The sequence below is a fragment of the Desulfurispora sp. genome (assembly GCF_052744395.1).
The window spans coordinates 1-25,959 of record NZ_JBRAJI010000040.1; the positions used below are offsets into that span (position 1 = coordinate 1).

The 25,959-nt window shown below is 54.2% G+C and carries 23 protein-coding genes and 4 tRNA genes; 17 read left to right on the plus strand and 10 right to left on the minus strand.

Translation table 11 applies throughout. From position 1 onward, the window contains the following. Positions 1-39: 39 nt before the first annotated feature. Entirely contained in the window at positions 40-393 is a 354-nt protein-coding gene (locus ACUVTU_RS10495) for an acetate--CoA ligase family protein (RefSeq protein ID WP_445889919.1), read from the minus strand. A 191-nt stretch (positions 394-584) separates the two neighbouring features. On the opposite strand from ACUVTU_RS10495, the gene ACUVTU_RS10500 reads away from it, so the two are divergent. The 5 genes from ACUVTU_RS10500 to ACUVTU_RS10520 all read left to right on the plus strand — a co-directional run bounded on the left by ACUVTU_RS10500 (position 585) and on the right by ACUVTU_RS10520 (position 8,027). Then, positions 585-2,240, plus strand: coding sequence for an AMP-binding protein (locus tag ACUVTU_RS10500; protein WP_445889920.1), 1,656 nt, complete (start codon positions 585-587; stop codon positions 2,238-2,240). Positions 2,241-2,324: 84 nt separating this feature from the next. Further along, positions 2,325-3,686, plus strand: coding sequence for a sigma-54 interaction domain-containing protein (locus tag ACUVTU_RS10505; RefSeq protein WP_445889921.1), 1,362 nt, complete (start codon positions 2,325-2,327; stop codon positions 3,684-3,686). Positions 3,687-4,019: 333 nt separating this feature from the next. Further along, entirely contained in the window at positions 4,020-5,672 is a 1,653-nt protein-coding gene (locus ACUVTU_RS10510) for a long-chain-fatty-acid--CoA ligase (RefSeq protein WP_445889922.1), read from the plus strand. Positions 5,673-5,682: 10 nt separating this feature from the next. Next, on the plus strand, positions 5,683-6,477 hold the full coding sequence (locus tag ACUVTU_RS10515; RefSeq protein ID WP_445889923.1) for an N-acyl homoserine lactonase family protein: 795 nt from the start codon (positions 5,683-5,685) through the stop codon (positions 6,475-6,477). Between the two features lie 47 nt (positions 6,478-6,524). Continuing rightward, the gene (locus ACUVTU_RS10520) at positions 6,525-8,027 is read left to right on the plus strand and encodes a 4-hydroxyphenylacetate 3-hydroxylase family protein (RefSeq protein WP_445889924.1); all 1,503 of its coding nucleotides are present in this window, start codon (positions 6,525-6,527) and stop codon (positions 8,025-8,027) included. Between the two features lie 99 nt (positions 8,028-8,126). On the opposite strand, the gene ACUVTU_RS10525 is transcribed toward ACUVTU_RS10520, so the two are convergent. The 4 genes from ACUVTU_RS10525 to ACUVTU_RS10540 all read right to left on the minus strand — a co-directional run bounded on the left by ACUVTU_RS10525 (position 8,127) and on the right by ACUVTU_RS10540 (position 8,452). Further along, a tRNA-Cys gene (locus tag ACUVTU_RS10525) sits at positions 8,127-8,201 on the minus strand. Positions 8,202-8,209: 8 nt separating this feature from the next. Next, a tRNA-Gly gene (locus tag ACUVTU_RS10530) sits at positions 8,210-8,284 on the minus strand. Between the two features lie 8 nt (positions 8,285-8,292). Next, positions 8,293-8,368: transfer RNA gene (locus ACUVTU_RS10535), tRNA-Phe, on the minus strand. Between the two features lie 7 nt (positions 8,369-8,375). Beyond that, positions 8,376-8,452 (minus strand) — tRNA-Asp (locus tag ACUVTU_RS10540). Positions 8,453-8,741: 289 nt separating this feature from the next. Between ACUVTU_RS10540 and ACUVTU_RS10545 the strand changes: the two genes are divergently transcribed. Further along, positions 8,742-10,160, plus strand: coding sequence for a TldD/PmbA family protein (locus tag ACUVTU_RS10545; protein ID WP_445889925.1), 1,419 nt, complete (start codon positions 8,742-8,744; stop codon positions 10,158-10,160). Between the two features lie 289 nt (positions 10,161-10,449). After that, complete coding sequence (locus ACUVTU_RS10550; protein WP_018084606.1) at positions 10,450-10,581, plus strand: hypothetical protein; 132 nt, start codon at positions 10,450-10,452, stop codon at positions 10,579-10,581. 142 nt (positions 10,582-10,723) lie between these two features. On the opposite strand, the gene ACUVTU_RS10555 is transcribed toward ACUVTU_RS10550, so the two are convergent. The 3 genes from ACUVTU_RS10555 to ACUVTU_RS10565 all read right to left on the minus strand — a co-directional run bounded on the left by ACUVTU_RS10555 (position 10,724) and on the right by ACUVTU_RS10565 (position 14,378). Then, the gene (locus ACUVTU_RS10555; protein WP_445889926.1) at positions 10,724-11,326 is read right to left on the minus strand and encodes a GNAT family N-acetyltransferase; all 603 of its coding nucleotides are present in this window, start codon (positions 11,324-11,326) and stop codon (positions 10,724-10,726) included. Positions 11,327-11,505: 179 nt separating this feature from the next. Beyond that, on the minus strand, positions 11,506-12,861 hold the full coding sequence (locus tag ACUVTU_RS10560) for a sigma-54-dependent transcriptional regulator (protein WP_445889927.1): 1,356 nt from the start codon (positions 12,859-12,861) through the stop codon (positions 11,506-11,508). Next, positions 12,858-14,378: an ATP-binding protein gene (locus tag ACUVTU_RS10565; protein ID WP_445889928.1), complete on the minus strand. Its 1,521-nt coding sequence runs from the start codon at positions 14,376-14,378 to the stop codon at positions 12,858-12,860. Before ACUVTU_RS10565 ends, ACUVTU_RS10560 begins: the two co-directional genes overlap by 4 nt. A 356-nt stretch (positions 14,379-14,734) precedes the next feature. Between ACUVTU_RS10565 and ACUVTU_RS10570 the strand changes: the two genes are divergently transcribed. Further along, positions 14,735-15,370 (plus strand): hypothetical protein, encoded by a 636-nt coding sequence (locus tag ACUVTU_RS10570; protein ID WP_445889929.1) that lies wholly within the window; start codon positions 14,735-14,737, stop codon positions 15,368-15,370. Here ACUVTU_RS10570 and ACUVTU_RS10575 read toward each other — a convergent pair. Then, on the minus strand, positions 15,356-16,357 hold the full coding sequence (locus ACUVTU_RS10575; RefSeq protein ID WP_445889930.1) for a TSUP family transporter: 1,002 nt from the start codon (positions 16,355-16,357) through the stop codon (positions 15,356-15,358). The two genes, ACUVTU_RS10570 and ACUVTU_RS10575, sit on opposite strands and share 15 nt — an antisense overlap. 413 nt (positions 16,358-16,770) lie before the next feature. On the opposite strand from ACUVTU_RS10575, the gene ACUVTU_RS10580 reads away from it, so the two are divergent. Together ACUVTU_RS10580 and ACUVTU_RS10585 are read left to right on the plus strand one after the other, a co-directional pair. After that, the gene (locus ACUVTU_RS10580; RefSeq protein ID WP_445889931.1) at positions 16,771-17,304 is read left to right on the plus strand and encodes a CBS domain-containing protein; all 534 of its coding nucleotides are present in this window, start codon (positions 16,771-16,773) and stop codon (positions 17,302-17,304) included. A 241-nt stretch (positions 17,305-17,545) separates the two neighbouring features. Continuing rightward, entirely contained in the window at positions 17,546-18,532 is a 987-nt protein-coding gene (locus ACUVTU_RS10585; protein ID WP_445889932.1) for an MBL fold metallo-hydrolase, read from the plus strand. Here the strand turns inward: ACUVTU_RS10585 and ACUVTU_RS10590 are convergent. After that, positions 18,510-18,749 (minus strand): hypothetical protein, encoded by a 240-nt coding sequence (locus tag ACUVTU_RS10590; RefSeq protein ID WP_445889933.1) that lies wholly within the window; start codon positions 18,747-18,749, stop codon positions 18,510-18,512. The genes ACUVTU_RS10585 and ACUVTU_RS10590 overlap by 23 nt on opposite strands. 269 nt (positions 18,750-19,018) lie before the next feature. Here ACUVTU_RS10590 and ACUVTU_RS10595 point away from each other — a divergent pair, with 269 nt between their 5' ends. The 7 genes from ACUVTU_RS10595 to ACUVTU_RS10625 all read left to right on the plus strand — a co-directional run bounded on the left by ACUVTU_RS10595 (position 19,019) and on the right by ACUVTU_RS10625 (position 25,813). After that, positions 19,019-20,341 (plus strand): histidine kinase, encoded by a 1,323-nt coding sequence (locus ACUVTU_RS10595; RefSeq protein WP_445889934.1) that lies wholly within the window; start codon positions 19,019-19,021, stop codon positions 20,339-20,341. Beyond that, positions 20,338-21,126 carry a LytR/AlgR family response regulator transcription factor gene (locus ACUVTU_RS10600; RefSeq protein WP_445889935.1) on the plus strand — a complete coding sequence of 263 codons (789 nt, stop codon included), beginning with the start codon at positions 20,338-20,340 and terminating at the stop codon, positions 21,124-21,126. The genes ACUVTU_RS10595 and ACUVTU_RS10600 overlap by 4 nt, the downstream gene beginning before the upstream one ends. A gap of 71 nt (positions 21,127-21,197) precedes the next feature. Further along, positions 21,198-21,584, plus strand: a complete 387-nt coding sequence (locus ACUVTU_RS10605) for a holo-ACP synthase (protein WP_445889936.1) — start codon at positions 21,198-21,200, stop codon at positions 21,582-21,584. Between the two features lie 137 nt (positions 21,585-21,721). After that, entirely contained in the window at positions 21,722-23,290 is a 1,569-nt protein-coding gene (locus ACUVTU_RS10610; RefSeq protein ID WP_445889937.1) for an NAD(P)H-hydrate dehydratase, read from the plus strand. Between the two features lie 79 nt (positions 23,291-23,369). Next, positions 23,370-24,500 carry an alanine racemase gene (alr, locus tag ACUVTU_RS10615; RefSeq protein ID WP_445889938.1) on the plus strand — a complete coding sequence of 377 codons (1,131 nt, stop codon included), beginning with the start codon at positions 23,370-23,372 and terminating at the stop codon, positions 24,498-24,500. A 61-nt stretch (positions 24,501-24,561) separates the two neighbouring features. Next, positions 24,562-25,050 (plus strand): HIT family protein, encoded by a 489-nt coding sequence (locus tag ACUVTU_RS10620; RefSeq protein ID WP_445889939.1) that lies wholly within the window; start codon positions 24,562-24,564, stop codon positions 25,048-25,050. A gap of 103 nt (positions 25,051-25,153) precedes the next feature. Beyond that, positions 25,154-25,813 (plus strand): IS607 family transposase, encoded by a 660-nt coding sequence (locus tag ACUVTU_RS10625; protein ID WP_445889940.1) that lies wholly within the window; start codon positions 25,154-25,156, stop codon positions 25,811-25,813. The last annotated feature ends 146 nt before the right edge of the window (positions 25,814-25,959 follow it).

A 25,959-nucleotide genomic window follows, 5' to 3' on the forward strand; every position in this document is an offset into this window, starting at 1 on the left:
TGGGTCAGTTTTACTTGACTAGCGGGGGTCAATTCTATTTTACGATCTACAATCCGGCCGCAAGACGATCCGGGCATCCAGTACCAGCGCGCTATCGGGATAAGCTACCACCGGATTTAAATCCATCTCGACTATTTCATCAGTTGATTGCACCAGATTAGACAGCCTGGTGATGATGCCGGTCAGGGCCTGCACATTTCCGGGCGGTTTTCCCCGGTAACCCTCCAGGAGGAGGCTGCCTTTGATCTGCCGGAGCATTTGGACGGCCTGTGTTATGGCTGCAAAACCCAGTCCCGCCGAGTCCAGGGGGTTTTTTAATATGACGGGCGGATTCTCGCCCAGGACGCCCTTGATTTTCTGGATGCTCTCCGGTGTGAAGGAGGGGATGGCCACAGGTTTATACGAGCAAACAACTGTATGTTTTAGAATAGAAACGTATTGTTTACAAAGTTAATTGTAATGCCGGTTCTTACTACCATATCGTTGAAAAATCTGTAAGGATTATTTATTGCAAGATTTAGGAATATTTTTTGCAATATTGAAATAGTCAAAATATTAAAAATAGACTGGAGGGCTTTCTGGGCATGGAAAAGATATGGTTGAAGAATTGGCCGGACAATTTACCCTGGAAACTAGGTTATCGTCTGGGTGAAAAGCCGCTGCACGAGTACCTGCGCGTCAATGCGGTCGAACAGCCCGATGCGCCGGCCTATATTTACTATGGGCGCGTGTACACCTGGCGTCAGTTGGACCAGTTCACTGATTCACTGGCCGGTTTTTTAGCTGACCAGGGAGTGGTTAAAGGCGATCGGGTTGTTTTGTACATGCAGAATTGCCCCCAGTATATTATTGCTCACTACGGTGTGCAAAAACTGGGGGCTGTGGTGGTTCCGGCCAGTCCCATGTTCAAGCAGCATGAGCTGGCTTACGAAATTAACGATGCCGGGGCCAGAGTGCTGGTGACCACTGCCGAGTTGTATCCCGTAGTAGAGGCGGTGCGGCGCAGCAGCGGTCTGGAAATAGTGCTGGTATCCAATTACAGGGACTTTCTGCCCTCCTCGCCCACCGTCCCACTGCCGGCCGAACTGACCGCCAATATGAGTAAAATCCCCGATGCTTTCGACCTCTGGGAAGTGATCAATACTCATCCTGCCGTTGCGCCTGGTGTAACCATTGATTTGTGGGAAGATATTGCCCTGATGGTGTACACATCTGGCACTACGGGCTTGCCCAAAGGGGCCATGCTTACGTATGGCAATGCCCTTTTTAAGACAGCGGCTACCTATCATGCCAACAATTTTCAGCAGGATGACGTTGCTTTGGCGGTCATGCCGGTATTTCATATTGCCGGCATGCTCATGGGAGTGAATATACCGGTTTATGGGGCTCTGACCACTTGCTTGCTCACCCGTTTCGATCCCACGGCAGTAATTGCTGCCATAGAACAGTACCGCTGCACCACCTGGTACAGTATTGTGCCCATGAATTTGGCCATAATGGGTTATCCGGGCGTAGAAAAAAGAGATTTAACCTCCCTGCGCCTTAACCCCTGTACCAGTTTTGGGGTGCCGCTGAACCAGGAAATAGCGGGGCGCTGGAGCCAGTTGACGGGAGGCTGTCTACTGTTAGAAGCTGCTTACGGTTTGAGCGAAACGCACACCGGAGATACATTCATGCCCCGACACAGGGTACGCTATGGAACTTTTGGTATCCCTACTTATGCTACCGAGGTGCGCATTGTTGATCCAGAAACCGGGGAAGATTTACCGCCCGGCCGGCAGGGCGAAATTGTTATCCGCAATCCGGGTGTGTTCAAAGGTTACTGGAACAAACCGGAGGCCACAGCATCCACTTTGCGTGAGGGATGGGTATACACTGGTGATATCGGTATGCTGGACGAGGAAGGCTATCTGCATTTTCTCGGGCGGCTGAAGGAAATGATTAAGTGTTCCGGTTACAGTGTTTTCCCGGAGGAGGTGGAAATGCTGCTGCTGAAGCATCCGGCCATCCAGCAGGTAGCGGTGGTGGGGGTGCCCGATCCGGTACGCGGGGAAAGTGTCAAGGCCTTTGTGGTTTTGAAAGAAAATTACCAAGGACAAATTAAACCGGAGGAAGTTATAGAGTGGGCCAAAAACAGCATGGCCGCATATAAATACCCCCGGCAGGTGGAATTCCGGGATGCCTTGCCGGCTACCGGCACGGGCAAGGTGTTGCGCCGTTTGCTGAAAGAGGAGAATTGAGCATATTTACAGTACCCGGTGGATGATCTATCATTTAATTATTAATGATACCGGGCGGGGGTGCCCAGAGCAGGGGTGGCGGGGATGGATAATGCCTATTCCAGCATTTTTCACGGTTCCTATGATGGCCTGGTATTGTGTGACCAAAGTGGGGTGCTGCTGAACTTGAATGAGGGCTACCGGCGCATTACCGGGACATCCGTTCAGGACGTGCGGGAGGCCCTGGGGCGGCCCATGGAAGAGCTGGTTCAGGAAGGGGTGGTTTCGCCTTCGGTAACTCTGGAGGTACTGCGCCGCCGTCAGGCGGTAACCCTGCTGCAGCGCATCAAAACCGGTCGCATTGTGCTGGCTACCGGCAACCCGCTGTATGATGAAATAGGGCGCATTAAGTATGTGGTAACCAATGTGCGCAGCAATAGCTGGCCAGCCAGTTTGGAAAGCGGGGCGGTTTCCCGGCCGGACGGGGCAATGGAGTGCATCTGGAGTGCCGGCCAGGGCCTGCCCGTACTGGTGGCGTCCAGCCCCGCCATGGGCAAAGTGCTGGAACTGGCCCGGCGGGTGGCGGCTTCCAGCCTGCCGGTGATCATCTGCGGCGAGTCGGGTACGGGCAAGGATGTGCTGGCCAGGTTCATCCACGCTTGCAGCCTGGTGGCGGACGGGCCTTTTGTGCCGGTAAACTGTGCCGCTGTGCAGGAAAATCTGCTGGAAGCCGAGCTTTTTGGTTACGAGCCGGGGGCATTTACCGGTGCCAGCAAACGGGGCAAAGCAGGGCTGGTGGAAGTAGCCCACGGCGGTACCCTGTTCCTGGATGAAATAGCCGAAATCCCGGTGCGCATGCAGGCCAAGCTGTTACGTTTTTTGCAGGACGGCGAGTTCTACCGGGTGGGCGGCAGTCGCCCCCGGCATGTGCAGGTGCGTCTGATCTGTGCCACCAATCAGAATTTGTCCGAATTAATCAACAAAGGGTTATTCCGCTCCGACCTGTATTACCGCCTGGCTGGTGTCACTCTGAACTTGCCCGCCCTGCGGGAACGGCGGGAGGACATCTGGCTTTTGGCCGGACATTTCATCCGTCAGGTTGGGCTGAAGTATGGTCGGGAAAAGGCCTTTGATCCTCAGGTGCGGCCGCTTTTAGAGACATACGCCTGGCCGGGTAATGTGCGGGAATTGCAGAATACGGTAGAAAGGGTTTATGTGCTGGCGGCAGGAGAAATAATCGGCCCGGATGATGTGCAGGAGTTGTTGGATGTTCTCCCGCCGCCGGCCGATTGGACTGGCCCCACCGCTGGAGATGTGGTGGGCGATTTTAAAAAGTTGCAGGAGCAGTTTGAGAAGGAACTGTTTCAGAAAGCCATGCGGCAGTATGGCAGCATTCGGGGAACCGCCAGAGCGCTGGGGCTGGCTCCAGCTACTGTAATTAGAAAATTGAGAAAGTATAAAATATAATTTTCAAATTATTGATGGATGTTTTATTGAAGAAACAACCTGTTCCAGGGAGCTACCGTTCCATACGGTAGCTCTTTTAATTATAGGGTGTACTTTAGAATGGGCGCTTTCTTTAGAAAAGTTAAGGGTTTTATGTTTATCCTTGCTAAACTGGCTACCCTTGATGTTGCCTGTTTGACCAAAGTGTTTTGAGTCTCAAACAAAAACCTGTTGGTGGTGTTGGTTTTCCAGCTGCTCAAATAAAAGAAAAACGGGAGCCCGGGGTTTTCAGGGGTTCTGGAACGGTTTTTGCGGTTTTGGGAATGCCAAAAGCAAAGGGAAGGGGTGATTTATATGACAGTACCTTATGAAAGCTTCTGGCCGGCCCGTCTGCCCAGAACGCTTTCCTATCCCCGGGTGCCGCTCCACCGCCTGCTGGAAGTAGCGGCCGAGTTTTACCCCGACAAAACGGCCATCAATTATTATGGCTGTCCGCTTAGCTACCGGCAAATGCTGGAGCAGGTTTACCAGCTGGCCGGAGCCCTGGCGGCGCGCGGTCTGCAGCAGGGTGACAGGGTGGCTCTTTATATGCAGAACACACCGCACTATGTGGTGGCTTTTTACGGTGTGTTGCGGGCCGGGGGAGTGGTGGTGCCGATCAACCCCATGCTCACCGGGCATGAGTTGCTGTTCTTGCTGCAGGATAGTGAGGCTACGGGTCTGATTACTACCAGCGATCTCTATCCGCGGGTGGCTGCTGTGGCGGAGCAGACCGGATTGCGCTTTGTTGTTACAGGCACATACCAAGATTATCTGTTGAAGAAGCCTACCCTACCTCTGCCCGATACTGTGCTGGGTGCCTCCGGGTTGGAGAGCGGTGTTCTTACCTGGAGGGATGTACTGCAGGAGAATCAATCACCACCTGCGGTGCAGGTAACGCCGGAGCAGTTCTGCTTTTTGCCTTACACTTCGGGTTCAACCGGTGTGCCCAAGGGTTGTATGCACACCCATCAGACCGTCATGGCCAATTTGATCAGTTCTTACTATTGGCTGACCAATACGGTTTCCAGTGTGCATCTGGCCACCCTGCCCCTCTTTCATGTCACCGGTCTGGTGCACAGCATGCTGGCTCCTCTGTATGCCGGCGCGACGGTTGTCTTGCTCACCCGCTGGGACAAACGGGCGGCATTGGAGGCCATAGAAAAATACCGCTGCACGCACTGGGTGAACATTACCACCATGTTGATTGATTTTTTAACCATTCCGGATCTGAGTGGGCGGGATTTAAGTTCCCTGGTGCTGGTGGGTGGGGGCGGGGCGCCGCTACCCGAAGCAGTGGGCAGACGCTGGGAAGAGCTCACCGGGCTAAGGTATGTGGAAGGGTACGGTATGACGGAAACAATTTCCCAGACCCATTTCAACCCGCCCGACCGGCCCAAGCTGCAGTGTATCGGTATTCCCGACTTCAATGTGGATGCCCGCATTGTGGATGTGGAAAGCGGTGCGGAACTGCCTCCGGGTATGGCCGGCGAGTTGGTGATCAGCGGACCCGAAGTATTTTTGGGCTACTGGAAGAGGCCGCAGGAAACCAGTGCTTCCTTTATTGAGCTGAATGGGAAAAAGTTTTTCCGCACCGGTGATATCGCCCGTATGGACGAGGAGGGGTACTTTTATATTGTGGACCGCACCAAGCGCATGATCAATGCCGCCGGCTACAAAGTCTGGCCGGCCGAGGTGGAAAGCCATCTTTATCAGCACCCGGCCGTTCTGGAAGCCTGTGTGGTGGGGGTGGCGCACCCGGTGCGGGTGGAGGAAGTGCGGGCTTATGTGGTGCTGCGGGAAGGATACGGGGGTAAAATAGCTCCGGAGGAACTGATTAACTGGTGTAAAGAGCGCATGGCGCCATATAAATATCCGCGCCAGGTTGTGTTCGTGGATAGCCTGCCCCGCACTGCCACCGGTAAGGTCAACTGGCGGCAGGTGCAGGAAACAGCCCGGCAGGAGTAGGAGGTGTGCAATGTACCGGATTATATCATTGCAGGTAGCGGAAATAATGGCCCCGCTGGGTGTGGTGGCCATGTTTGGCGATATGCAAAAGCTGCTGGTGGCGCCCGTGTTTGTTTTTTACCTGGAGGGTGGAGATAAGAAAATACTGGTGGATGCTGGAGTCAACGCTCCCGACAGCAGTGGGACGGTGCACGGTTTCCCCATCATGGGCGGCGGAGAACAGGGGCTGCGCCAGGCTCTGGCCCAAGTGGGGGTGCAGCCCGAAGAAGTTGATTTTTTAATTCTCACCCATTTGCACTTTGACCATTGTGCTATGTTGCCGCTGTTCCGGCGGGCGCGAATTGTGGTGCAGGAAAAGGAATGGCGGACGGCGCACAATCCGGTGCCCATTGCCCGGGCGGTGTACGAGCGTGAACTGTTTGCGACGCTGGAACGGATGAATCTGGTGCTGGTTAATGGGGACTGCGAAATAGCACCGGGAGTGAAGGTTTTATTATTACCGGGGCATACCCAGGGCATGCAGGGTGTGGCGGTGGACACCGGACAAGGCAGGTTTGTCCTGGCCGGAGATTTGCTCTACAGCTATTACAACCTGGATCCGTCCTTGTCGTCATTTAAAGACCTGAGGGGGAACGAAATAGCTGTACTGCCCCGTCCCGATTTGCCCTTTTTGCCTCCGGCCGTGCATATAGACTTGAGTGACTGGTATGCCAGTTGCTGGAAGGCGGTGGCGCAGGCCGGTGGACGGGAAAGGGTTATCCCCGGTCACGATCCGGCGGTGGCGGGAAAGGTTTTTGGTGAGTAAAGTTAGTTTTGACGTCAAGCAGAATACCAGCATCAGGAGGGAAAACAATGGCTCTGGTTAGTGGTAAAGATTACATGGAGCGCCTGGCTAAAATGATGCCCAATGTTTATCTCAATGGTCGGGCGATTGACCGCACGGACGAGCGGCTGCGGGGCGGGATCAACATCATTAAAGAAACCTTTGAACTGGCATCCCGGCCCGAGTGGCAGGAACTGTGCGTGGTGGAATCCCATCTGGGAGTGGGCAAAATCAACCGGTTCTGTCACATTCACCAGAGCAAGGAGGATTTGCTCAAGAAACAAAAAATGACCCGCCTGCTCTGCCAGCGGGTGGGCGGCTGTATTCAGCGCTGCATGGGCATTGATGCTCTCAACGCCCTTTCTGTGGTGACAAAGGAAATGGATGACATACTGGGTACAGCTTATCACCGGCGCTTTCTGGACTACCTGAAATATTTCCAGAGCAACGACCTGGTGGGGTGTTGCGCCCAGACCGATGTAAAGGGTGACCGCAGTAAGCGTCCCCACCAGCAACCTGATCCGGATCTTTACCTGCGCATTGTGGAAGAGCGGGAGGACGGCATAGTGGTCCGGGGAGCCAAAGCGCACAATACTGCCGCTCCCTATGTGGACGAGATCATCGTCCTGCCCACCCGGGCCATGACCCCCCAGGACACCGCTTATGCCGTAGCCTTTGCCGTTCCGGCCGACTGGCCGGGGGTGAAGCTGGTAATCCGCCCGGCCCACCCCAGAAAGAGGGAGCACCTGGAGGCGCCCATCTTCCAGTTCGGGGATGCCGAGTCCTTTACCATTTTTGACGATGTCTTTGTACCCAAAGAGCGGGTCTTTATGAAAGGCGAGCATATATTTGCCGGATTTTTGGCCCTCATGTTCGCCCATTTCCACCGCCATTCCTACACGGGTTGCAAGCCGGCCATTTCGGATATTATCGCCAGCGCCGCTGCCCTGGTTACCGAGTACAACGGCATTGAAAAGCTGCCCCATGTGCAGGAAAAAATCTCCCATATCATTGGTACGGCTGAATTGGTTTATGCTGCGGGTATTGCCAGTGCCGAGTACTCGGAGAAATTTGCCTCGGGTACTCAGGTACCCGATGAAATTTTTACCAATGTGGGCCGGCGCCATGCCGGACAGAATGTCTACCACGAATATGAGATCCTGGCTGACCTGGCCGGCGGCCTGTGCGCCACCCTGCCCTTTGAAGAGGACTTTTTCAGTGAGGAAAATGGTAGCCTTCTGCATAAATACATCCAGCGCGTGGCCGGTGTGGCGGTGGAGGATGTGCACCGCTGCTATCGCCTGCTGGAGCACATGATTGTGGGCGACATGGCCGGCGTCATGCAGGTGGCCGGCATCCACGGCGGCGGTTCACCACATATGGAGACCGTGACCATGATGCAGCGCTATCCCATGGCGGATCTGAAGAAGATAGCCAAATATCTGGCGGGTATTGATACCAATTTTGTTTGTTTCCACCGGGAAACCGTGACGCCCAAAAAACTGCTTCAAAAATTCAAGCCGGGGCAGTAGATTGGTATTATGGATTTTCAAAAGAACCGGAAATATTAGGTGTAGTTCCGAAAGCACAAAAGAGCCAGCATCTTCAACCGAAAGATGCTGGCTCTTTACTGGAGGCGACACCCGGATTTGAACCGGGGAATGGAGGATTTGCAGTCCTCTGCCTTACCACTTGGCTATGTCGCCGGATAAAATGGAGCGGAAGACGGGATTCGAACCCGCGACCCTCGCCTTGGCAAGGCGATGCTCTACCACTGAGCCACTTCCGCAGATAAACTGGTGCCACGGGCCGGAATCGAACCAGCGACACGCGGATTTTCAGTCCGCTGCTCTACCAACTGAGCTACCGTGGCATTAATATGGCGGAGCTGACGGGAGTCGAACCCGCGATCTCCGGCGTGACAGGCCGGCATGTTAGACCACTACACCACAGCTCCACATTTTCTCTTGCTTGCCGCACCGGCAATGATAAGTATACAAAATCTCGACGGGCAAGTCAATAATATTTTTATCCAGGGTCCTAAAAATTCTTTCCCCGGCAGCCGGGAACGGGGATTATCTCCCGGCTCAGGCAGGAAAACTAAAGCAGATGATGTAAATAAAAAATGCCGGGCTTTTGCCCAGCGCGAAAAGAGAGGAAGAGATAGTGAGTGGCCTGTATTATCATATGAAAAAACAATCTATAATGTAAATATATGGTATAAATTTTTTGTGGGAGTTGATAGAGTGCTGGACAGGCAATTGCTGAAAGAAGTGCTGGATCTGGCCCTGTCGGCTGGTGGTGATTTTGCCGACATATTTGTGGAGAACAAAGCGGTAACCTCGATTAGCTGTGAAGATGGTCGGATTGAACGGGTGATTACCGGGGTGGAGTGCGGTGCCGGAGTGCGGGTACTGTCGGGTGAAGCTACCTCGTATGCTTTTACCAATGATCTGTCCCGGGACAGTCTGCTGGAGGTAGCCCGCATTGCCAGTCACGCCGCGCAGGGCGAGCGCTGGGAAAACTGTATGGACTTGCGGCGTAAGCAAGTTGACCGGGCTTTTGCTATCAAAAGACGGCCCGATCAGGTCTCCACAGAGCAAAAGGTTACAGTGGTGCAGGCGGCCGACCGGGCGGCCCGGCAGGTGGACAGGGAAAAAATCAAGCAGGTGCAGGTGGGCTATGGTGATGTGGTGCAGCAGGTGGTGATGGCCAACAGTGATGGAGATTTTGTAACCGACGAACGGATTCGTACCCGCCTGATTGTTCAGGCGGTGGCTATGGATAATGGTGTGCTGCAGACCGGTTACGAGGCTCTGGGCAATGTTGGGGGATTCGAACTGGTGGAAGGTGATGTGGCCGATGTGCTGGCCCGTACGGCGGCCGAGCGGGCGGTGAAGATGCTCGGTGCCCGTCCGGCACCCGCTGGGCGCATGCCGGTGGTTATGGCCGGTGAAGCCGGGGGTACTATGGTGCATGAAGCCTGCGGCCACGGGCTGGAAGCCGATTTGGTGCAAAAAGGATTATCGGTCTATGCCGGAAAGGTGGGCCAAAAAGTTGCCGCCGCTGCAGTGACGGTGCTGGACGACGCTACGCTGGATGTGCATTACGGATCGTATGTTTTTGATGATGAGGCTGTACCGGCGGAGAAAGTGGTATTAATTAAAGACGGTGTGCTGCAGGATTTCCTTTACGATCGCCTAACCGCCCGGCAGGAGAAGAGGCGCAGCAACGGACACGGCCGGCGGGAGTCGTACCAGCATAAACCTATTCCCCGCATGGCCAACACATATATAGCTCCGGGCCGGGAGAATCCCGAGAAAATTATTCGGGAAGCCAGGCAGGGTCTGCTGGTGAAAAAGATGGGGGGCGGGCAGGTGAACACCACAACGGGTGATTTTGTTTTTGATGTGGCGGAGGGTTATTTGATTGTAGACGGTCAGGTGGGTCCGCTGGTGCGGGGAGCTACACTGACAGGCAATGGACCGGAGGTTTTGCAACAGGTGGAGATGGTGGGAGCCGACCTGGGCTTTACCATTGGTACATGCGGTAAGGACGGGCAAGGTGTGCCGGTGAGCGATGCCCAGCCGACTATTTTTATCAAGCAGCTGGTGGTGGGCGGAACGGTATCTGGTCAAGCGAATGGTGAGATACGGCGGCTGTAATGTGCAGGCCGCTTTGTTTTTCTGCTGGTCTATACATATACTTTGTTTTTCTTGTTGCGAAAATCACTAATTAAACTGAATGGTCAAATAAGATGTCTAATTTTTCACAAGTCACACAAATGGATTATTCCGACCGGAGCTGTCCTCTCTCTGCCATCTGCCAGAATTATTCGACATTTAAGAGATCAGCTATTGTGGCCGTCTGTTTATTATTTTACAATACAAGCAAGAAAGCAAGCAGGTCGGATAAAGCAGGCAGGTGCAGAACAAAACAAAGGAGGGGACACATATGGCACCGGCGGTTGCTCAAGCGGCGGAAAAAATTACGCTTATTCTGGAAAAGTACAGCGACCAAATGGAGCTCATGGATATCATTGATATCGTGGATAATCTGCGTAAACTGGTGGAGATGACTGAATGAGTAACTCAAAGAGAGAGATAATAAGTCTGCCTGGTCTATGAAGGCACCCTCAGTATACTGGGGGTGCTTGGTTTTTTCAGTAAACAAAAAACTTGTTCACAGGGAAAGCCGGCCGGGTAGCTACCGGCCGGCTGAAGCCACGTCAGTCAACCAGCGAGTTCTGATATGTCAGGTCTTCAAATGCCTTGATGTACTGGTAGGGGACCTTGCTGCCGAAGCGCACCATGAGCATGTTGGCTGGATGTTCCAGTATTTCCGGATCATCGGTGCGGCGTTTTTTAAAGCCGGCATAGCCGAACAGTTTGGTCAGCATTTTCTGGTAACTCCAGACATCCAGCCGGCTGCCTCGCAGGTCCCAGTGCCAGAAAAATTCGGTGGTGATTACGACATACTCTTCCAGCAGCGGATTTTCAAAGGCAGTTTCCAGCAGTGCTTTGGCAATGCCCAACTTTTGGTAATCGCGGGCCACTTCAATGGCCCCCAGTTCCAGAATGCGGGGGTGTCTGCTCCACCGGGTGTACTGGCTGGGGTGGTGAAAGAGGGTATAGCCAACAATATACCGGTTATTGTGGGCAATATAGACAAGCCCTTCCGGGGACTGGGCCACTATGGTCAGGGCTTCCTGCTGCCGGGCCGGGGAACGAAAGTTGCTCAGTTTTTCGTGCATGATCAGGCTGCGAATGAAATCGGCTGTGACCGGTCCATCAATAATAATGTTTTCAGTTGCCGTGTTGATAATTTTCATAGACACCACCGAACCCCAAGTTTTTATATTCCGACATTATTAAAATATTCTGATAAAAATACATAAATCCTGCTGCCGGATAAATATTTTTATCAAAAAAATAGAAATAAGTCAATTCTAAATATGTTGAATAAATAAGCATTGGGGGCCAGACCTGCCGACGGGTCTGGCCGTGTTGTTCAGCTCAAACTGATGCCGTGTTTCTGGCTGCGGTACAGCAGCGCGGAACGGGTGATGCCCAGCAGCTGGGCGGCCCTGGTCTGGTTGCCGCCGCTCTTTTCCAGGGCTTTAATGATCAGTTCTTTTTCCAGTTCCTCCAACGATATGCCGCCGTCCGGAATGGTGATCAAATTTTGTCGGGTAGCCTGCTCCGAGGTGACCAGCAGCTCTTTGGGCAGGTCAGCCGGGGTGATTTCCTGGCCCTGGCAGATAATTACCGCCCGTTCTATGACATTTTGCAATTCCCGGATGTTTCCCGGCCAGTGGTACCTGGTCAACAGCTGCATGGCAGCGGGCGAGATGCGGCTGATTTTTCCGCTGGGGGCAAATTTATGCAAAAAATGGTTGGCCAGCAGAGGGATATCTTCTTTCCGGTCGCGCAAAGCAGGCATGTTTATTTGGATTACATTGAGCCGGTAGTAAAGGTCCTCGCGAAATTGCCCCTTTTCCATCGTATCCTTCAAGTTGCGATTGGTGGCAGCAATAACTCGCACATCCACCTTCAGGGTTTCGGTACCGCCCACCCTTTCAAAAGCTTTTTCCTGGAGCACCCGCAGTAGTTTGGCCTGCATATTCAAGGGCATTTCGGCAATTTCGTCCAGAAACAGTGTACCGTTGTGAGCCAGTTCAAAACGGCCCGGTTTGCGGTGCAGGGCACCGGTAAAAGCTCCTTTCTCATGGCCAAAGAGTTCGCTTTCCAGCAGATTATCGGGAATGGCCGCACAATTTACCGGTACAAACGGGCCATCGCGGCGCGGGCTGTGCTGGTGAATGGTTACGGCTGCTACCTCTTTTCCGGTACCGCTTTCGCCGGTGATCAGTACGGTGGCGTTGCTCTGGGCCACCCGGTCGATCAGCTTGATTACCTCTTGCATGGCCGGGCTCTGTCCGATGAGCTGGCTGTATTTTTTTTGCAGCTCGGAGCGTAAAAAATCCACCTCGCTGGCCAGTTGGGAAACCTGCAGGTTTTGTTTGATCACCAGCTTGAGCTCATCCAGATCGAAGGGTTTGGTCAGATAATCGGAAGCTCCCAGTTTCATGGCTTCAATGGCAGTTTCAATGCTGCCGTGGGCCGTGAGCATGACCACCGGCAGGCGGGGGCTTAACTCGCGGACTTTTTTCAATACTTCCAGCCCGTCCATTTCGGGCATTTTTAGATCCAGAATAACCAGGGTGGGAGCGTGCTCCTTGATCAGTTCCAGGCCCCTGGCTCCCCGGGTGGTACTGATGGCCTGGTAGCCTTCCTGACGCATGGCTCTTTCCAGCGCCCAGCACATATGCTCTTCGTCATCAATAATCAGGATCTTGGCAATCAAATGTAAGCACCTTCCTTCTCCTCGGGCATACCCGAAAGCGGCAGGATAATGGTAAATGTACTGCCTTCGCCCGGTCTGCTTACAACCTGGATTCTGCCGCCGTGTGAGGTAACAATCTGGTGGCTGATGGACAGTCCCAGGCCGGTGCCCTGGGATTTGGTAGTGTAGAATGGCTCGAAAATGTGAGCCAGGTTTTCCGGTGCGATTCCTTCGCCGCTGTCCGTGAAGGAAATGAAAGCTTGCTCCCCGTCCAGTCCGGACTGGATCAGCAATTTGCCGCCCCGGGGCATGGCCTGGATGGCGTTAAGGATCATGTTAACAAAAACCTGTTTCATTCTTTCCGGATCGGCGCTGAGGTTGGGCATGTTTTCCGCCAGTTCGGTGACCAGTTCGATGTTGTGCTGCCTGAGCATGGGAGAGGTGAAGGTCAACACCCGCCGCAGGATATCATTGATGCACAGCGGCTGTACAACCGGGGTGTGGGGACGGCCGAAGTCCAGCAGTTCCTGGATGACCCGGTTTTGCCGGTCCACCTGTTCCTTGATTACAGACGTGAACTCCTGGATTTCGGGCTGGTTTTTAAATTCGGTTTCCATTACCTGTACGGTAGCCTTGACCACGCCAATGGGATTGCGCAGTTCGTGGGCCACGCCGGTGACCAGTCTGCCCAGGGAAGCCAGTCTTTCTGAGCGGCGCAGTTCTTCTTCCAGCTGTTCCTTCTGGGCCAGGGAGATAGCCATGGCATTGATGGCCCGGGCAATCTCGCCGGCTTCACCCGGCATTTCGGGGAGCAGTTTATTTAAATCTGTTTTCATGAGCATGAGCCCTTCTTTTATTCTGCTCACTCCGGCTGTCAGGTTATGGACGAAAATGAGGGCACCCAGGGCGGCCAGGAAGAAAATGCTCAGCGAGATATACCTGGTCAGCAGACGGAAGCTGCGACTCTGGGCGAAAATGGGGTGCAGGCGCTCATCGGCCCAGGCTACGGCTACCAGTTTGTTGTTGAAAAAGACGGGGGCCAGATATTCATAGGTTTCGTCGTTCAAGCTGCTGGTCAGGCGGGCCAGGGGGCGCTGGCTGGCCACTACGGCCAGCAGGCCGGTTTTGGCTTCCTCCATAATCCTTTTTTCGCGCTCCCGGCTTTCTTCCGGGGAGAGTTTGCGGTACTGATGCAAAAAACCCTGGACAAATATCTGGTCGCTTTCGGGCAGATAAAGCCCGATGCGCACGCCCGGGAAGCTGGGTATCAGGGGACCAACAACCTCTTCAAATGCCTGTTGGAAGACTTTGCTATCGGAAGAGTTGATACTAGCCCAATCATCACTGGCCGAATGCTGTTTTTGCAAACGCTCCTGGATGCCAGGAACCACAATGGTCATAATCAGTGAACGCAGCCTGGTTTCCCGGTCGCGCAACATTATTTCATCACTTTTGGAAGCAAAAAAAATGTCATAAAGCATGACCAGGACAGGTATCAGCAGCAGAGTGGCCAGTATCAACAAAAATTGTGTGCGCAAACTCCTGCCCAGAATAATCACCTCCCGGCCTATGGGTGTGCAATATAACACAATAATTTTTCGGAAAATATCAGTCTTGGACAAAGGACCGGTGTTTGCTGTATAATAACAGACAGTAAGTGTGTGTGTTTGTTGTGCGCTCCGGCCTGCCGGTTCAGGATGGCCGGGCGGGAGGCCCGGCGAGCAGTGGTATGAAAAATGCATCCGCTTGCTTGCAGGCAAAATGAGAAAGTTATCACTCTATCAATCAGCGGTCATCATGACCACGTCCTTAATTGTCTGTATTATAACATACAGTGGATTGGGTATAGAAGAGAAATATTGCACAATATGATAAAAAACTCTGTCCGGGAGGGATGGTTGTGCAAAAGGAATTGCTGGAAATGTTCTCCAAACAAAAAAAAGTATTTTTACGTCAACAAAAAAACGATCTGCCCGGAGATACCAGAAAAATATTGGATCGTTTTGAGGAGTGGCTCAGAGGAGGGGCGGATGAAGAGGCGCATCAGGAGTGGCCGCAGCTGGCCTATGGGGATTTTGTCGACATGGTGCTGGCCGTGGTTAAAGAAAAGCTGGCCAGACAGTCGATTAATATAAATTACGACCTGCCCGGCCAGAGCCTGGGGATCAGCGAGTCCTGGAAGTGCATCAAGGTTTTTGGAAACAAGGATATTTATTACCGGATCGGGCGCACCCGACCGCGCAAGGGGCCGCATGCCGGCCAGGAGATTTTAGTTTTCGATCTGGTAATGGATGGATATAAAAAGCAGGTGTTCCTGCCCCTGCTGGAAAGCAAAGCCGAAATGGAGCAGATTCTGGGGCAGGAACTGGAAAGGGAATTGCCCAAGGTGGAATCCACGGGCAAATACCGGCTGAAAGTGGTGCTTCCTTTTAGTATGGTGCACAGAGGTGAAGTGGAAGCGGCGGCAGCCCGGCTGGCCGAGTTTATTGCGGTGACCCATCAAAAACTTTCCCGGTTAGGGGTCCATTAGACCGGTGGAACCGGCCACCGTTTGGCCTGTAACTGCCGGCGGATTGATCCGGTTGGGACTTTTGGGTGCGAGCAGGCTGCCGCCGAACATGAGCAGTATGGTGCAGGTAGCAGCGGCATAGAGAGGCAGTTGACCGGGCAGTACGGGGGCGGTAGCGGGGAACCGGGACAGCAATATGGCTCCGCCGGTAATGATTACGAAGCAAATTTCAACGGCCTGTTTGTGCTGCAGCGGGTACCTTTCACTCCAGATGCCGCCGAGCTGTCTTCCCAGGGCCGACGATGCCAGCAAAACCAGCAGTGCCGGCAGTTCGCTCAGGCCACCCCGGGCCATGGTTAGCAGGAGTACGGCTCCATAGATGAATATGCCGGCCAGATTTTCGGTGTGACGGGATAAATTTGCCGGCAGGCCCAGCAGGTACATGCCTGTCGCCAGCCCCAGCAGGCCCGGTCCGGTGCCGCTGAAGCCGGTCAGCAGTCCCAGGAATAGAGCCGCCAGCGCCACCCGGCCGACGGTAATGTAATGCAGTCCGACGGCTCCGGGAGCGGCCAGGGGGAGCCGTGGCCAGAAAAGTCCCACCGGCGGCAGGGGGTTATCCTGGTAGTAACCGTGCCGGTAATAAAACAGCAGTTGCCGGAAATTGCTGGCCAGGAATGCGGCAATGCCGGTGCTGTACAGTGTGAGAAAGATCGCCGTGCCGTGCGGGGCCTGGTTTAAAAAATCCAGCACATACTGGCCGGCGCAGATGGCCGGCAGGGCAATAATGCCGGTTACCAGTGCCACCCGGCGCATGGCCGGTGGTTTGGTAGGGGCGGTGATGTGTCCGGTCAGGGTGTGGGTAAAGTGATAAATACAGGCCAGGGCGACAGCAGTAGCCGGGCTGAACTGCAGGCTGATCAGCAGGGGTACCAGCATGACGGATACAGCATTGTTAATTGAAGCGGTTAGCAGGCCTGCACTCAGACCCAGCAGTGCGGTGAGTAGCATAATGATCACCTCGGGGCGATAAATTGTATAAAAACATGCAATGAGATGGTGTGAGATTCAACGGGAGCCCAACAGAGATTTTTTAGTTGTGCAATAATGAACAATCGCAACTGGCATATTGCGGTACAGGAATTTAGATCGACCGGTAATATATTTGGGTGACTGAAATCAATCAAAAGAACATCCGGAATCTGTCTGACCAATTGAATTTTGCTGATGGAAAGGTTGTTGGCTGCATGTTATTGTGAATGTGAAAACATTAACTATTAGTTGATATTATAGCACGGGAGGCCGGTGTTGACAAGAATAATATACATTTCATTTCTTTTTGATGAACTGGCCGGTATTTGGCACAAAATATGCATAATGAGGCTGGAAACAGAACGAAAGCTTAGGCAGGGGAGTGATCAGGTATGTTAAATACCGGTACAGTCAGTGTCTCGCAGTACCGGGAGAAAACCGTGGGGGAAATTATGCGCCCGCTGGAAACTTTATCTGCTGTTTCCGCCCGTACCACCATTGGTGATGCGGTATACCTATTGTGTCACAATCTGGCCAGTCAGGGTGAAGCCATGCCCTATCTGCTGGTATTTGATCACAAGAAACTGGTTGGTCTGGTGGGAGCGGAGCAGTTGTTGGCCGCTGCTGATCCCCCCGGTCTGAAAAACGACTGGTACAGGGGATGGAATGTTACAAACTGGTGTGAGCCGGACTTTTTGGAGGGTATTTTCGCCCACCGCTGTCTGGAAGCGGCGGGGAAACAGGTGGGCGATGTCATGCAGCCGCTCAGGGAAGGACTGAAACCGGGTGATTCGCTGGCCAAAGCTGTTTACAGTTTTTTGCGCCGCAAGACCGATTTATTGCCGGTACAGAAAAACGGACAGGTGGTGGGTGTGGTCAGGCGTCTGGATGTGCTGTATGAGATGGGCAAGTTGCTCGGGGGATGAGTGTACTGGGCATGTGTCAGTGGATGCAGGCATTCTCGCCAGGTCTTCCGGGTTGTGGTGACAGGGGGAAAATGGTTTGGGTTCAGGCAGGAGGGGGCGCCCTCCTGTTGTTTTTATTGTTCAAACAATTGAAAAATTAAAACATTTACTGAAAATGACATTTGTTTGTGGTATAATAACCGGGTAAAGGCTGGAGAAACGGTAGTATTGCTATAGCGGGAAGGAAAGCGAGGAAAAGCCGATGTCTATAATGCAGGTGGCCAGGGATATATATCTGATTCAGCTGCCGCTACCCTTTCGGCTAAACCATGTTAATTGCTTCGTTCTGGCTGCCGGTAGCGGATGGGATATTATCGATTGCGGTCTGAACTATCCGGAGGCGAGGGAGGCCTGGGAGGCGGCGCTGCGGGAACTGGGCGGTAAGTTTACCGACATCAAGCGCATCTTCCTCACACATCACCATCCCGATCATTTTGGTCTGGCCGGATGGTTGCAGGAACAGAGTGGGGCGCCGGTTTATGTGCACAGTGCGGAGAAACGCTCTATTGAGGAGGTCTGGAAGAGGGGGCGGACCAATTACCCGCTGGTGGGAGACATGTTCAAAGAACACGGTATGCCGGAGGAGCTGGCGGACGAGTTGTTGCAGGATATGTTGAAAATGGCCCCGCGGGTTCAGCCTTATCCCCGGTGTGACTTTTTATCCGGTGAAGAAAAGCTGAGTCTGGCGGGAAAAACCTTTCGTCTGCTCCATACCCCGGGTCATTCCGATGGCCATGTTTGCTATTTTTGTGAACAGGAAGGGGTTCTGTTTTCGGGTGACCACCTGCTGCCCAAAATCTCTTCCAATATCAGCCTGTGGCCTACTTCCCAGCCCAATCCCCTGGAGCACTTTCTGCGCTCGCTGGAAATTGTGGGCTGTCTGCCGGTAAAAATTGTGCTGCCTGCTCACGGGCCAGTTTTTAGCGATTGTGCCCGGCGGGTGGATGAACTGCTTAACCATCACCAACAAAGATTGCAGCAGATATGTCATATACTGGGCAAAGAAGAAAAAACCGCCTATCAGATTTGCCAGTCGCTGTTTGGCACCGGTTTGAACTATCACGAACAGCGTTTTGCTATGGCCGAGACGCTGGCCCACCTGGCATATTTGGAAAGCCGCGCCCGGATTGTTTCCCGGCATATGGGAGGGAAAATAATTTTTCGCCTTACTGCCAGCTTTCCAGGGTGAGCAAAGCGGCGTAATCGCCGGTTTGTAAAAACTTCTGCCTGTTTTCCCGGTTCAGGCAAATCACCTGCAGGTGGTGGGGATCATAGCCGCAGGCGATCAGCTGGGAGCGGCGTTTTTGTACCTCTCTTTTGCTGCCCACCAGGAGTAGCATTTGGCGCCGGGCATCCACCAGGCGGCAGGTAAAGCGGTATTCATCGATGTTGATTATGGCGGCCATATTTACGCCCCCCTTGTGAAATATTTAATTTATATTATACAGTTGACTGGTTGAATGTGCAATATATCACTTGGCCGCTAGAGGCTTGATCTGAAAAATAAATTTTTGTTAATGGAAATAATTTTAACGGGCGTATGTGCTCAATTATCTTGTCTATTCAGCCACTTAGGGTGTAAAATTTAACCGCACAGCTCTATATTTACGATTTAACCTATTGGCTAGATATCTGAATATTTTGTATAATTAGAAAACCGGGAAGTGATGCGGGCATGCCGCGGGATACATTGTTGGAAATTATCTTTCGCTGGGTACCGATAAATCTGCTGGCTTTCATTATTTCTTTAACCCCCGGACTGCCGACCTGGGGGCCGGGGCTAATTATGCTGTCGGCCGGGGCAATTACCGCTGTTTTGCTGGTGCGTTATTTAAGTCAGAGCTGCCGCCTGGGTACGCTGGGTGAGCATCCTCTGGATCCCACTCTGCAGATTGCCAATGAAACCCTGCCCTACTTAAGGCGGGGTTTGAACCAGGAGACAGCCACCTATACGGCGGAAATTATCCAGAAAATAGCCGATGTGGCGGCCGTGGCTATAACCGACCGGGAAAAGGTGTTGGCTTATATCGGAGCGGGGGCGGATCATCACCTGCCCGGTGGTCCGATCATCACCGACGCGACCAAACAGGTGGTGGCGACCGGGGAGTTGAAGGTAATCCATGATCGTTACGAACTCAATTGTCCCCACCGGGGGTGCCCGCTGGAATCGGCGGTTATAGCACCGCTGCGTTGTCAGGGGGAAGTGGTGGGTACGGTCAAGCTGTACCAGACCCGGGAAGGCGATGTGCCGCCCAGCATTGTCAAGCTGGCCATTGGAGTAGCGCAACTGCTGGGCATGCAGATGGAACTGGCCCAGCTGGACCGCCAGGCGCAACTGGTGACCAAGGCCGAGCTGGATGCTTTGCAGGCCCAGATCAACCCGCATTTCCTGTTCAATACCCTGAACACGATCATTATGTTTATTCGCACCAATCCGGAAACAGCACGCCGTCTCCTGATCCGGCTGGCGGCATTTTTCCGTCATTCGCTGAAGCGGCACGGGCACTTCAATTCGCTGAAAGAAGAAATCGAATACCTGAATACTTACTTGATTTTGGAAAAAGCGCGTTTTCGGGATAAGCTACGCATTGTGAAAGAAATAGATGAAAGCCTTTTGGACTACCAGGTGCCGGTGTTGACTATTCAGCCGCTGGTGGAGAACGCCATCAAGCACGGCATTCTGCCCAAAGAGGGTCAGGGTACGGTCTGGATCAGGGCTTTCCTGCAGGAAAACCAAGAAGAAATGCTGTTTGAAATCAAGGATAACGGGGTGGGTATACCCCCGGAGAAACTGCCCCTGGTTTTGCGTCCCGGTTACGGCTCGGGTAACGGGGTGGGGATGTCCAACGTGCACGAGCGCTTGAAAGGGCTTTTCGGTGAAGAATACGGGTTGCACATTGAGAGTATGCCCGGGGAGGGAACCTCCATCAAGTTCCGGGTTCCCCTGATCTGCCGGCCGGCGGAAAGAGCAGTGGAAGAAGGAGGAAACAGACCATGAAATTGAAGGCGTTGATAGTTGATGATGAATATCCGGCCCGTCAGGAACTGCGCTATGCTTTGAGCAATTTTCCCAATATAGAGATCGTGGGGGAGGCCACCAGTGCCCAGGAAGCGCTGGCGCTGATCAAGGCTCTGGATTACCAGGTGCTATTTCTGGATATCTCCATGCCCGGCATGACCGGTCTGGAACTGGCGACAGCTCTACAGGAACTGTCCCGCCAGCCCTATATCATTTTTGTTACGGCGTATGATGAATATGCTGTGCAGGCCTTTGAGGTCAATGCGGTTGATTACTTGTTGAAGCCGGTGGAAACCGGCCGGCTCAAAAAGGCTATTGATAAGGTGCTGCGGCTAACTCAGGAATCGGCGGAAGCAGCCGGTGAGGGACAAAATATGGAGGCTGCTGGCGCACCGGCCACTCCAGCCCGGGAACAGATGGGTCAAATCAAGATTGATCGTATTCCGGCCGAGAAACAGGGTAAGACCGTTCTGGTGGCCGAGTCGGACATTTTTTATGCCTTTACGGAACAGGATTATATTTATATCAAGACCTATGCGGATAAACTTTTTACCAGGTTTACTTTGAAAGAGCTGGAAGCAAGGCTCAATCCGGCGGTATTTTTTCGCACCCATCGCTGTTATCTGGTCAACCTGCACAAAGTAAAAGAAATTGTGCCGTTTTTTAATGGCACATATAACCTGGTTGTGGATGATAAAGAAAACAGCGAGGTGCCGGTCAGCCGGGCACAGGCCAAGAAGCTGCGCAAGATCCTGGGCTTTTAGCCGCCGCAGGCTTGTATGGCCGTGATGTACGGCGGGAGAGTGGCCCGGAGCGATTAAGGAGCGGTGCAAGTTTGGTTTGGGGTACCGGTGTGGATATAGTGGAGATAGAAAGAGTGAAGCAGGCGGTTTTAAAGTACGGACAGCGTTTTTTGGGCCGGGTGTTCACCGAGGGTGAAATAGCTTATTGCTACGGGCAAAAAGATCCCTATCCCCACCTGGCGGTGCGCTGGGCGGCCAAGGAAGCGGCCGCCAAAGCGCTGGGCAGCGGCATGCGGGGATTGAGCTGGCGGGAGCTGGCCGTAGAGCGGCGGGAAGACGGCCGGCCCTGGCTCAGTCTTTCCGGTCGGGCGGCTGCTCTGGCCGCCGCCCGGGGTATTGCATTTTTTCATCTCAGCCTGTCCCATAACCGGACCATGGCCCTGGCTCTGGTTGTGGCGGAAAAAAAGTGCGGGTCATAAATGGCAGGGTGGCCGTCCTCAGCGGACGGCCTGATTTGTTATATTCCCGGCTTGCGCCATTTTTGGTAAAAAGTTTTCCAGTGGTGCAGGCAAGTGGTATAATAACTTAGGTATCAGAGATGCTGTGGGGTGATCCGATGCGGGCGGTTACTGCTGCCGAGATGCGCGAACTGGACCGTCAGGCCATTGAGGAATACGGTATCCCCGGCCTGGTTTTGATGGAAAATGCCGGACGCAGCATCGTGCAAGAAGCTCTGGAGATGCTGGGCCAGGTCCGGGGCCGGCAGGTGACGGTGTTTATCGGCAAAGGTAACAACGGCGGTGATGGCTTGGTGGCAGCCCGGCACCTGTACAATCTGGGGGCCGAGGTAAAAGTGCTTTCCCTGGCTCCACTGGAGGAAATCAGCGGCGATGCCGCGGTGAACCTGGCCGTCTGGCAGAGGATGGGACAGCGGGTTTACTATGCCGGGCGGGAGGAAGATTTAAATGCGGTACGGCTATTTCTGGTCAAAACCGACCTGATCATAGATGCCATCTATGGTACGGGCTTTCAGGGCCAGGTTCGGGAGGGTGCCGGTAAGATCTTCGACGTGATCAATACCAGCGGCAAGCCGGTCCTGGCGGTGGACATACCTTCGGGACTAATCGCCGATACCGGCCAGGTGGGGGGCAACTGCATTCAGGCCACCCGTACGGTGACCTTTGCGCTGCCCAAAGTGGGGTTGCTGGTGGAGCCGGGGGCAAGTCTGTGCGGCCAGTTAAAGGTGGCCGACATATCTATTCCGGCTGTTTTGCTGGAAAGTGAGCAGCTCAAAAGGCACCTGCTGGATGCGGCCGTGGTGGCCGGCTGGTTGCCGGTACGCCGTTCCACTGATCACAAGGGGGATTTCGGGCATGTGCTGGTGGTGGCCGGTGCGGCCGGTTATTCCGGGGCCGCCGTGCTTTGTGCCCGGGCGGCCGCCCGGGCCGGGGCCGGACTGGTTACACTGGCTGTACCGGCTTCCCTGCAACCGGTAGTCAGTACCATGGCCCCCGAAATCATGACTCTGGCTCTGCCCCAGACCGAGCGTCAGACTGTCAGCAGCGAGGCCTGGCCGGTAATTAAGAAGAAGCTGGAGCGCTGTCAGGTACTGGCCCTGGGTCCGGGGTTGACCACCCATCCCGAAACCGTGGGCATGGTGCGGGAACTGCTGCTCCAGTGCGAGGTTCCGGTAGTGCTGGATGCCGACGGTCTGAATGCTCTGGTGGGGCGGACAACTATTTTTCGCCAGATGAAAGCGCCCCTGGTGATTACGCCGCACCCGGGGGAACTGGCTCGCCTGCTGGGCGTTACCGTAGAGCAGGTGCAGGAGAGGCGCCTTTACCTGGCCGAGGAAACGGCAGCCCGCTGGCGCCTGACCCTGGTGCTCAAGGGAGCCCGTACCCTGGTGGCCTGTCCGGATGGTACCCTGTACATTAATCCTACCGGTAATCCCGGTATGGCCAGCGGGGGCAGTGGTGACGTGTTGACCGGGGTGATCGCCGGATTGCTGGCCCAGGGGCTTACCGCGGGTGAGGCGGCGGCCGCCGGTGTATACGCCCACGGCCTGGCCGGGGATCTGGCGGCGGATGAGAAAGGGCTGCAGGGTATGCTGGCCGGTGACATTTTAAGCTGCCTGCCCCGGGCCTGGCAGGTGATCAGAGAGTCTGCGCCGGTGACGGGATAAGTTTGAGCGGTATTTATAAAGTAATGGCATATCTTCACATATCTTTTTCATAATATCTTCAAAAAACTGAGGTGCTGAAATGAGTATTGGTCCTGTTCAGGCAGAAATAAATCTGGCCGCGATTGCGCGCAACATCCAGCAAATCCGCTCTTTGCTCCAGCCCGGCACCCGGATCATGGGGGTGGTGAAAGCCAACGCTTACGGGCACGGGGCGGTGCCGGTCAGCCGGGTGCTGTTGCAGAACGGAGCCAGCATGTTGGCGGTGGCCCGGGCCGGTGAGGCGGTGCATTTGCGTCAGGCCGGTATCACCGTGCCCATACTGGTGCTGGGTTATACGCCCGGTGAAATGTTTAACGAGCTTTTGGCATACAGCCTCACACAGACTGTTTTCAGCCTGGATTATGCCCGTCAGCTGGACGAGGCGGCGGCGCGGGCCGGCAAAAAGCTGACCGTACATATAAAAGTGGATACAGGTATGGGCCGGCTGGGCTTCTGGCACGCCCGGGAGGAGGCGCTGCGCGATGTGCTGGACATTGCTCGCCTGCCGCATCTGGAAGTGGAAGGGATATACACTCACTTTGCCGCAGCCGACAGTGCGGATAAAACCTATACAGAGCAGCAAATTCAGGCCTTTCAGGAGTTTTTGCACCGGCTGCAAAAGCAAGGTCTGCAGGTCGCCTTGCGCCACTGTGCCAACAGTGCGGGCATTATTGACCATCCGGAGGCCCATCTGGATCTGGTACGGCCCGGGATTATTCTTTACGGCCTCTATCCTTCGGTGGAAGTCAAGCGGGAGCGCTTGCGACTGGAACCGGCCATGACCTTTAAAACCCGGATTGCACAGGTCAAAGAGGTGGCGGCCGGTTTTTCGGTAAGCTACGGCTGTACATACACCACCTCGGGAAACACGATCATCGCCACACTGCCGGTAGGTTACGCCGACGGTTACAGCCGGCTGCTTTCTGCCCGCGGGCAGGTGCTGGTGCGGGGCAGCCGGGCCGGTATTATCGGGCGGGTGTGCATGGACCAGTGCATGATTGATGTGGGGCATCTGCCCGGCGTGCAACCGGGCGAGGAGGTGGTGCTGTTTGGCCGGCAGGGGCAGGCCTGGTTGCCTGTGGAAGAGTGGGCCAGCTGGATCGGTACGATCAACTATGAGGCCGTGTGCATGGTCAGTGCCCGCGTGCCCCGCGTGTATGTCGAGGATTGAACAGAAAAAGGGCTTGTCATGAAAATATTTTTATATGGGACAGGAGGTTGTTGGGTCGAATATGGAAAGGATCTGGGCACCCTGGCGGACGGTGTATATTGGCAAGGATCACGGTGACGTATGCATTTTCTGTGACAAATTGCAATCGGACAAGGATGCGGAAAATTATGTCCTGTACCGGGGGGAGCGGGTCTTCGTGCTGCTAAACCTGTACCCCTACAACAATGGCCACCTGCTGATTGCGCCCAAGCGTCATGTGGGCGATGTAACCGAACTTACGCCCGAGGAAGTGCTGGAACTGGGCCTGGTGACCCAGAAGATGACTGCTCTTTTGCGGCGGGCCTTCAACCCGGATGGTTTCAACATAGGAGTAAACCTGGGCCGCATAGCCGGGGCCGGCGTCCCCGGGCACTTCCACATTCACATTGTGCCGCGCTGGGGGGGAGATACCAACTTTATGCCTGTGCTGGGTGATGTGCGGGTCATCTCCGAAGCGCTGGATTTGACCTACCAGAAATTAAAAGAAGCCATGGCCGCGACAGATATGTAACCGACATCCGGGAAAAAGGCCGGCCTCTCCGGGGAGGTTTGTAGCAGTTACCAACAGGCCAACAAATATTGACAAAACATAACAAAATAGTTGCCATGAAGTTATGGAACTATTAACCATCAGCAAAGCGGCAAAGAAATTGGGCGTTCATCCAAACAGCCTGCGCAACTGGGAGAAGCGCGGTTTAATCAAGCCCGTCCGTCTGCCTGGAGGCCAGCGCCGGTACTCTATGGACGAACTCAACAGGCTCCTGCAATCCGGTCAATTGACTGATGGGCGAGAGACAGTCGTGCTATACGTCCGGGTATCTACTAAAAAGCAGGCCGACGCGGGCAACCTGGACCGGCAGAACGAACGGCTGCGGCAGTACGCCCGGGAAAACGGTTTTACCATCAGGGCGGAGTTCACAGACGTGGCCAGCGGCCTGAACCAGAAGCGCCGCGGTTTAGCGAACGTGCTCAAGCTGGCCGAGCAGGGCGAGTATAAGAAGCTCATCATCGAATATACCGACCGGCTGGCCCGGTTTGGTTATGAGTATATCGAGCGGCATTTAAGGTACCGCGGCGTAGAAATAATCGTCATCGCGGAAAAAGAGCCGGAGGACGTCAATTCCGAGTTGGTCCGGGACCTTTTGGCCATAGTCACGACCTTTTCGGCCCGTTTGTACGGCGCCAGGGGCGGCAGGAGGGTTAGGCAGGGGTTTCGGGAGCTGATAGTGGGAGTGGAGCGGGATGAAAAAGCCAAAAAAGAAAGCAACGATTAACCCGGATGAAAGTATAAAATACACCGTATGCGGCGAGTGGTTTCCGGAAAGTTTTCCTGCCCGGCGCAGCCTGCGTTGGGGTCGGGGTGGCGAAGACCCCCTGGCCACCGAGGTGCGCCTTTTTTGTTCCTGCCAGCGTTGGGCGT